The sequence below is a fragment of the Mycobacterium sp. genome (assembly GCF_035623875.1).
Classification (GTDB): domain Bacteria; phylum Actinomycetota; class Actinomycetes; order Mycobacteriales; family Mycobacteriaceae; genus Mycobacterium.
In genome coordinates, this window is the sequence record NZ_DASPSP010000098.1 from 1 (window position 1) to 7731 (window position 7731).

9 protein-coding genes are annotated in these 7731 nt (G+C 65.3%); 6 read left to right on the forward strand and 3 right to left on the reverse strand.

Going from position 1 to position 7731, the window contains the following annotated elements; translation table 11 throughout:
* Nucleotides 1–57 precede the first annotated feature (57 nt).
* The 3 genes from galT (at nucleotide 58) to VEI45_RS08110 (ending at nucleotide 3048) form a co-directional block, all read left to right on the forward strand.
* Nucleotides 58–1140 (forward strand): galactose-1-phosphate uridylyltransferase, encoded by a 1083-nt coding sequence (gene galT, locus VEI45_RS08100; RefSeq protein ID WP_324851963.1) that lies wholly within the window; start codon nucleotides 58–60, stop codon nucleotides 1138–1140.
* Entirely contained in the window at nucleotides 1137–2237 is a 1101-nt protein-coding gene (locus tag VEI45_RS08105; RefSeq protein WP_324851965.1) for a galactokinase, read from the forward strand. Before galT ends, VEI45_RS08105 begins: the two co-directional genes overlap by 4 nt.
* A gap of 64 nt (nucleotides 2238–2301) precedes the next feature.
* Nucleotides 2302–3048, forward strand: coding sequence for a Mut7-C RNAse domain-containing protein (locus tag VEI45_RS08110; RefSeq protein WP_324851967.1), 747 nt, complete (start codon nucleotides 2302–2304; stop codon nucleotides 3046–3048).
* Here the strand turns inward: VEI45_RS08110 and VEI45_RS08115 are convergent.
* The 3 genes from VEI45_RS08115 to VEI45_RS08125 are packed head-to-tail and all read right to left on the reverse strand — an operon-like array spanning nucleotide 3045 to nucleotide 4666.
* Entirely contained in the window at nucleotides 3045–3530 is a 486-nt protein-coding gene (locus VEI45_RS08115) for a hypothetical protein (protein ID WP_324851969.1), read from the reverse strand. The genes VEI45_RS08110 and VEI45_RS08115 overlap by 4 nt on opposite strands.
* 4 nt (nucleotides 3531–3534) lie before the next feature.
* Complete coding sequence (locus VEI45_RS08120; protein WP_324851971.1) at nucleotides 3535–4158, reverse strand: RES domain-containing protein; 624 nt, start codon at nucleotides 4156–4158, stop codon at nucleotides 3535–3537.
* Nucleotides 4151–4666, reverse strand: coding sequence for a hypothetical protein (locus VEI45_RS08125; protein ID WP_324851973.1), 516 nt, complete (start codon nucleotides 4664–4666; stop codon nucleotides 4151–4153). The genes VEI45_RS08120 and VEI45_RS08125 overlap by 8 nt, the downstream gene beginning before the upstream one ends.
* A gap of 116 nt (nucleotides 4667–4782) precedes the next feature.
* Here VEI45_RS08125 and VEI45_RS08130 point away from each other — a divergent pair, with 116 nt between their 5' ends.
* The 3 genes from VEI45_RS08130 to VEI45_RS08140 all read left to right on the forward strand — a co-directional run.
* Complete coding sequence (locus VEI45_RS08130; protein WP_324851975.1) at nucleotides 4783–5292, forward strand: hypothetical protein; 510 nt, start codon at nucleotides 4783–4785, stop codon at nucleotides 5290–5292.
* Nucleotides 5293–5345: 53 nt separating this feature from the next.
* Nucleotides 5346–6803: a C45 family peptidase gene (locus VEI45_RS08135; protein ID WP_324851977.1), complete on the forward strand. Its 1458-nt coding sequence runs from the start codon at nucleotides 5346–5348 to the stop codon at nucleotides 6801–6803.
* Nucleotides 6804–6805: 2 nt separating this feature from the next.
* A partial coding sequence (locus VEI45_RS08140) for a putative zinc-binding metallopeptidase (RefSeq protein ID WP_324851979.1) occupies nucleotides 6806–7731 on the forward strand: 926 nt, incomplete at its 3' end.

Here is a 7731-nt window from a genome sequence, read left to right on the forward strand (position 1 = left end):
TGCGGAATGCTTGTCTATCGTGACTTGACTCTGGCATAGCGGCCAAGATGGGACCCGATGAGCATTCCCCAGCCGACTCGGACGAAGCTGGCCGACGGGCGTGAACTGCTGTTCTTTTCGTTGCCCGGCCACACCCCGGCACCGGTCGCCGACCGCCGGCCGCTGCCGGCGCGAAACCCCAACCAAACGGAGTTGCGATTCGACCGGACGACGGGACAGTGGGTGATCATCGCGGCCCTGCGTCAAGACCGCACCTACAAGCCGCCGCCGGACCAGTGCCCACTGTGCCCGGGGCCGACCGGGTTGACCAGCGAGGTGCCCGCACCCGACTACGACGTCGTCGTCTTCGAAAACCGGTTCCCGAGCCTGTCCGGCGCGGGGGAGCGGCCGTCGGTTGGTGACGGGTTCGTGTCTGCGCCGGGCAATGGCCGCTGCGAGGTGATTTGCTTCTCCAGCAACCACACTGGGTCATTCGCGGACTTGGAAGCGGCGCATGCCCGGCTTGTCGTCGATGCGTGGCGGCACCGGACTTCCGACCTGATGGGGATGTCCGGCGTCGAGCAGGTGTTCTGCTTCGAGAACCGCGGCGAGGAGATCGGCGTGACGCTGAGCCATCCGCACGGCCAGATCTACGGGTATCCGTATCTGACGCCGCGCACGGCAGTCATGCTGCAGCAGGCGAGAGACTATCGGGTGTCCCACGGCGGCAACCTTTTTGCCGATCTGCTGGCTCGCGAGGTCCACGACGGGAGCCGCGTCGTCGCGCGCACCGATCTGTTCACGGCGTTCGTGCCGTTCGCCGCGCGCTGGCCGGTGGAGGTGCACATCTACCCGAACCGGTTCGTGCACCACCTGCTTGATCTCGCCGCTGCCGAGCTAGACGATTTCGCGCGAATCTACCTTGACGTGTTGCGGCGCTTCGACCGGATGTATTCCGGCCCGCTGCCGTATATTTCGGCGCTACACCAATTCGCCGACACCGAGGCACAACGGGAGGGCTACTTCCACGTCGAGCTGATGTCGATTCGGCGCAGTGCCGTCGCGCTCAAGTATCTGGCAGCCTCGGAGTCGGCGATGGACGCGTTCATCAGCGACGTGACGCCCGAAGCAGTGGCCGAGCGGCTGCGGAGACTCGGATGATCGTCCGCTACGCCGCGCCGGGGCGGATCAACCTGATCGGGGAGCACACCGACTACAACCTCGGCTGGGCCTTGCCGATCGCGCTGCCGCAACGCACGGTGGTGACGTTCGAGCCCTCGAATGCCGACGCGATCACCGTGTGCAGCGACCGGGTCGAGGGCGCCGTGCGGATTCCGTTACGCACCAAGCCTGGTGAGGTGACCGGCTGGGCCGGCTACGTGGCCGGCGTGGTGTGGGCGTTGCGCAGTTCGGGGCACCAGGTGCCGGGTGGCGCGATGTCGATCACCAGTGACGTCGAGATGGGATCGGGGCTGTCGTCGTCGGCGGCGCTGGAGTGCGCGGCGCTGGGGGCTTTCGTGACGGCTGCCGGTTGGCGAATCGACCGGCTTGAGCAAGCGCGGCTGGCCCAGCGCGCGGAGAACGAGTACGTCGGTGCGCCAACGGGTTTGCTGGATCAGCTGTCTTCACTGTTCGGTCAGGAGTCGACGGCGCTGCTGATCGACTTCCGGAAGCTAACCGTCGAGCCGGTGGCTTTCGACCCGTCAGCCTCCGGTGTCGCGCTGCTGTTGATCGACTCCCGCGAGCGACACGGCCACGTCGGGGGCGAATACGCGGCGCGTCGCCTGTCGTGTGAGCGGGCGGCCGCCGATGTGGGTGTGGTGTCCCTGCGAGAGATCCAGGATCGTGAGCTCTCGGTGCTGGACGGGGTAACCGACGCGGTCGACGCCCATCGGGCTCGTCATGTGCTGACCGAGAACCAGCGGGTGTTCGATCTCGTTGCGGCGGTGGGCGATTCGAACTACGCCGAGGCCGGTCGAATCTTCAACGCTTCACACGCGTCCATGCGTGATGACTTCGAAATCACCACTGCGAACATCGATCTGATCGCCGATACCGCGGTGGGGGCGGGGGCTTTGGGCGCTCGGATGACTGGCGGCGGATTCGGCGGCTGTGTGATCGCATTGACGCCGGCCGACCGGGCGGAGGTAGTCGGCGCGGCGGTGCGCGAAGCGGCGCGCTCCGCGGGATACCAGGATCCGGTGATCACTCAGACCCACGCCGCTCAAGGTGCATCCGCCGTCACATCTGCCACATGAGTCACCGCTGAGAGGGGATGCGCTGATCGATTGCGCGCGGTCATCTCAACAGAGAGCATGGGGAATGGTCGGTTACGTGGACGTACGCGCGTACGCCGAGCTGAATGACTTCCTGGCGCCGGAGTCGCGCGGCGTGACGGTGCGCCGTCCGTTCCGCAACCACCAGACCGTCAAGGATGTGCTGGAGGCGATGGGCATTCCGCACACCGAGATCGACCTCATCTTGGTGAACGGCGATCCGGAGAGCTTCTCGCACCGCCCGACCACGGGCGACCGCATTGCCGCCTACCCGATGTTCGAGGCGTTCGACATCGCGTCGACGGCCAGATTGCGGCCAACCCCGCTGCGTGATCCGCGATTCGTCGTCGACGTCAACCTCGGCCGGCTGGCGCGGCTGCTGCGCATACTCGGCTTCGACGTGTGGTGGTCCAGCGGCGCCGACGACCAGACCCTGGCCGATATCAGCCATGAGCAGCAGCGCATCCTGTTGACCCGAGACCGTGGCCTGTTGAAACGGCGTGCGATCACCCATGGGCTGTTCGTACGTTCCGATCAGCCCGAGCAGCAGACCGTCGAGGTGATTCGCCGACTGGATCTGCGCGAACGGCTGGCGCCGCTGACCCGGTGTGTGCGCTGCAACGGCCGGCTGGCCACGGTTTCCAAGGACGACGTGATCGACCAGCTCGAGCCGTTGACCCGCCGCTACTACGACGAATTCAGCCGTTGCGCCGACTGCGGGCGTATCTACTGGGCCGGGTCACACTACGTGCGGCTGCTCGGCCTCGTCGACCGGCTCCGCGAACAGCTCTAGCTGGCCGGGGTAAAGCGAATCGCCCTCAGTTTCAGCTGGTCGAAAGCCTCGGCGAACTGATCGCGGGTCGGCATTTGATGATCGCGGAACCCTAACCCCATCGTCCGCTCTGCACGCTTGACGCCGTAGGACTCGGCGCAGCGTGAGTAGAGATCGGCGACGTGTGCCTTGTCCGTGATGAGCTCGCCGCGCATCGTCGTCGTCTTGCCGTCGTGCAAGACCTGCGCGGTCGCGCCGTCGCGGAAGTTGTTCTTCCAGATCGCGCCGGTCATGGCATAGAGCACGCCGTCGATTACATGGGCGCTCACCGGAATTGAGTAGTGACGCCCGCTCTTGCGGCCGGTGAAGCTGACCACCATGAGCTGGTTGCGTGCCGCACCCGCGAACGGGGTGTGCAGCAGCAGTTTCAGGGTCGGGTTGACCACGCGCAGCAACGCGTCGGGTGGGTGCGAGATGGTGATCGGGTTTGACTGATCGGTCATGGCCTCAGGGTAACTCCCAGCCGACGGTAAAGCCATGGCGCAGTATCAGATTGGTAAGCATGTCAGTGCGCTCGGCCAGCGGCCACGACTCGAAGGAGAACGCGTCGAGGGCAAAGAAGGCGTAGTTGACCGAGGTCTCCGGGGTGGTGCGCGGCCGGTACACCAGCGCATCCAGGGCGTCGGGCTCGGGCCACCACCGCTTGGCGGCATCGGCGAGCCGGTGGCAGGTGTCCCACACGTCGGCATGCTGGCCGGTGTTGATTTGGTCGTCGACGCCGAGGATGTCGAGGTTTGCCTCGGTGCGCAGGTCGAGGACGCGTAGGTGGCGGGCGGCGACGAGTCGCACCAGGTAGTGGGCGGCGTGATCAGCGGGGATCATCAGTCCGGTCGGCCGGTAACGCTCCCGGAATGCGCCGACGAGAGTGCTTGCGGCATAACGTGTTCGGAATGCACCCGACTCAGGATCGAAGCGATAGCGAGGCGTCGGAAAGCCGGTCCAGGTCCACTGCTCGGGTGCTGCCGCCTCTACCCGCCACAGTTCGGTGCCGGCTTCGACACGGCGGCGCCGCAGACCGACGGGCCGAGCGTCGGGCAGCGGCGCCCGGTAGCCGGCGGGAAGGTCAGGCACCGACGGCGGCGAGCATCCGCCACGCGGTGTCGGCGGTCTTCGGGCGGCGCAGCGCCTCGGCGATCGACGAGCCGCCCAACTCGTCATGGGTTAGGCGCATGACGCGATCGGCGGCCAGCGGGTCCGACGTGAACTCGGTCAGCAGCTCGAGAATCCGCGGTAAATCGGGCCGCAGCCGGTCGGCGTCGAATTGCCAGGCCGGAAACCAGGTTTGGTTGCCGACAGCCGAGCCCAGCAGCTTGCCGCGGCTGCGAAGCCGGTGCACCGCCTGCGGCGAATGCAGATCCAGCCGCTCCTGCACCTTCGGCGTCGGCAGCGAGCCCTCGACGAACTCCCGTACCAGCGCGCCGCGGCGCTCGTCGTTCAGGCTGCGGGCGGCGATGCGCTCCAGCGTTCCCTGCGGCGTGGTCGGCGCCTCCAGGATGGCGTCGAGCACTTCGGCGAAGCCAGCATCTTTGCGGGCACGTTCGGCGACCTGACGAACCAGGGGGGCAACGGCGGTGGACATGGTTCCAGGTTACCAGTCGCTGCACCAGATTGAAACAATTGAAACAGCTGCTGTGTTCATAGCGCTTGCACAGCGCAATCCGGAGGTCAACCAAGGAAACCGCCGCATGGTGAGCTATGGCAACAAGTGTCGAGAGTCGAATCAATGGTCGCCTGCGGCAAGCGGCTTTAGCCCTGACGGCGAGCATCGCCATGCTGACGTTTGTCGTTGTGCTACCGCCGGGCACTGGCGAGATCGCTGTCGCAGCCGCGTCGGTGGGTGCGGTGCACTCGGACGGCCCGATGCCTCCGCCCCTTCCGCCCCTGCCGCCGCTTCCGCCCGGCGTCCCAGCTTCAGTCGCCCAGGATTTCGCGACGGCAACGCAGCAGCTGGAAAACGTCGCCGGGAATGGCGATGACGGTGACGACTTCGACACCACCCAGCAGCAGGAGGATCAGGAGCAGCAACAGCTGGACCAGGATCAGTCTGACCAACTGCAAAATCAGCTGAACACGAACCAATTGAACAACGAGGAATTGCAGCAGGACACCGACGAACAGGCCCAGGAACAGAACGACGAAGCCCAGCAGCAAGTCGACGACGGCCTGCAACAAGCCGAACAAGACGAGATCGACGCCAACCAGTAACCCGGCGGCACTAAGCTCATCTTCGCGGGGGTTCGGACCGAGGAGGGCTTGTGATGGCGATCGCTTCAACTCCTAAGGGTCATAAGGGTCATAACGTACAACCACCGCCCGGGCGGGCGACACCGCCAACGAGAACCACACCGTCCGAACTCACAGACGAGCAGCAGGGGTGGCTCGCCGCGGCCTCGCGCAGCGAGATCAACGGCTGGTTGCACGTCACGGTCAAAGGATCACCGACCGCACGCGGGTTCCAGTACGGCTTTCTTGTCGCCGACGAGTACGCGGAGTCGGTCCGGGTGTACCGGGAGATGACCTACCAGGACATCGGGATGACCTACGACTTCTTCGTTGAGCGGGCCGCCGAACTCCACAGCGACAAGATCCCCGACGAGCTGCGCGAGGAGATGGAGGGCGTGGCCTCGGGTCTGACGGCTGCGGGCGTGCCGGCCACATTCAACGATGTGCTCGGCATCAACGATTGGATGGAACTCACCGGCTATTGGTGGCCCAAGAACTCGGGCCGCTACACCGCCTTGGCGCCGACCGGTGGCGAGGGCAACCACTGCAGTGCCTTTGTCGCGACCGGAGGCGCGACCGCCGACGGGTCAATTGTTTTGGGTCACACCAGCTTTGCCGATTTCTGGCAGGGCCAGTTCGAGAACGTCATCCTGGACATGACCCCTGACGACGGCAACCGGATGGTCATGCAGGCCGCGCCGGGCTGGATCGCCAGCATGAGCGATTTCTGGTTGACGAGCGCCGGACTGGCGATCACCGAGACCACGATCGGCGGCTATGACGGGTTCAAGGGCTACGACGAGACCCGGGTTCCGGAGTTCGTCCGCGCCCGCAAGGCCTCGCAGTACGCCCAAGACATCGACCATTGGGTCGAGACGCTCAACACCGACAACAACGGCGGATACGCCAACTCTTGGTTGATCGGTGACGCGAAGACCGGTGAGATCGCCCGCTACGAGGAGGGCCTGCTGTATCAGAGCCTCAGCCGCAGCACCGATGGCTACTTCTGGGGCGACAACACACCGCTGGATCCGCGGATCCGTAACTTGGAGTGCTTCGGGACCGGGTTCAGCGACGTGCGTACCCCGAATGGTGCGCGAGAGGTTCGCTGGCGCCAATTGCTCGGCCAGCACAACGGGCGCATCGACGTCGAGGTCGGCAAGCGCATGCTGGGCGACACGTTCGACACCTACCTCGGCTACATCCATCCCTCGGCCCGGACCATTTGCGCACATTCCGACAACGACCCCTGCTACGACAGCGGTCTGACCCCGTTCACACCATTCGGGTCGGTGGACGGCAAAGTCGTCACCGCGGCCGACATCAAGGCGCTCAATGTGTGGGCGCGGTCTGGGCGTGCCGACGGCACCGAGTTCGACGCCGAACAATTCCTGCGGCAGCATCCGCAATGGGATTGGCAGCGTGGCTATTTGAAGGACCGTCCGCAGCAACCGTGGACATACGTCGAGTCGGGCAGAACCGGCAGGCATTGATCATGCGTGCCTTCAGATGCCCCAACTGCGGGCAGGCGGTCGCGTTCGAGGCGCAGCAGTGCTCGACATGCGCCATGACGGTCGGCTACCACTACCCGTCGCGGCTGATGGTGGCCACACCGTCGCAGACGGTTAGCGTGAGTGACCATGGCTGGGTCCGGTGCGCTCACTGGGAGCGGGGCTGCAACTGGTTGACCGCCGACGACGCCGAATCCGGCCGCTGCTACGCCGACAGTTTCGTACGCGAGGGGCCGGCGGCCGATGACACCGAGGCGATGGCCGAACTCGATTCGACCCTAAAGGCGCTGCGGCGGTTGATCTTCGAGCTGATGGACCTGGGCCTGCCCATTCATCAGTACTACGCGGACCCGCACGGGCTGGCGTTCGATCTGCTGTCGAGCAAGACGCTGGGGCATCCGGTGACGATAGGGCACGCCAACGGCGTCATCACCATCGACCTGTCCGAGTCGCTGGAGCTATACCGGGAGCGTCTGCGCATCAAGCTGCGTGAGCCCTATCGCACGATGCTGGGCCATTTCCGCCACGAGGTCGGCCATTACTACGAGATGCTGCTGGTGCAGAACACGCCGCTCATCGACGACGCCCGGGCGATGTTCGGCGACGATCGGCAAGACTACCAAGCCGCACTGCAGCGCCACTACAACGGCGAGGAACCGGCGAACTGGCAGCACGACTTCATCTCGGAGTACGCCACCGCCCACCCGTGGGAAGACTTCGCCGAAACCTGGGCGCATTATCTCCATATCACCGGAACCCTTGCCACGATCGCGGATTCGGGCCTGGTCGTCGAGGCTGATCGGGTGAAGTGGGACCTGCCCGCCAATATCGACGCTCGGGAGTCCTACGCCGACGGCACTATCGAGGACATTATGGCCGACTGGTTGGTGCTGTCGGGGGTGCTCAACCG

Excerpts from the sequence above, each read along its gene's own strand:
- VEI45_RS08105 (WP_324851965.1), top strand. The coding sequence starts at position 1,137 with ATGATCGTCCGCTACGCCGCGCCGGGGCGGATCAACCTGATCGGGGAG.
- VEI45_RS08135 (WP_324851977.1), top strand. The coding sequence starts at position 5,346 with ATGGCGATCGCTTCAACTCCTAAGGGTCATAAGGGTCATAACGTACAA.
- VEI45_RS08110 (WP_324851967.1), top strand. The coding sequence starts at position 2,302 with ATGGTCGGTTACGTGGACGTACGCGCGTACGCCGAGCTGAATGACTTC.
- VEI45_RS08115 (WP_324851969.1), bottom strand. The coding sequence starts at position 3,530 with ATGACCGATCAGTCAAACCCGATCACCATCTCGCACCCACCCGACGCG.
- galT (WP_324851963.1), top strand. The coding sequence starts at position 58 with ATGAGCATTCCCCAGCCGACTCGGACGAAGCTGGCCGACGGGCGTGAA.
- VEI45_RS08125 (WP_324851973.1), bottom strand. The coding sequence starts at position 4,666 with ATGTCCACCGCCGTTGCCCCCCTGGTTCGTCAGGTCGCCGAACGTGCC.
- VEI45_RS08130 (WP_324851975.1), top strand. The coding sequence starts at position 4,783 with ATGGCAACAAGTGTCGAGAGTCGAATCAATGGTCGCCTGCGGCAAGCG.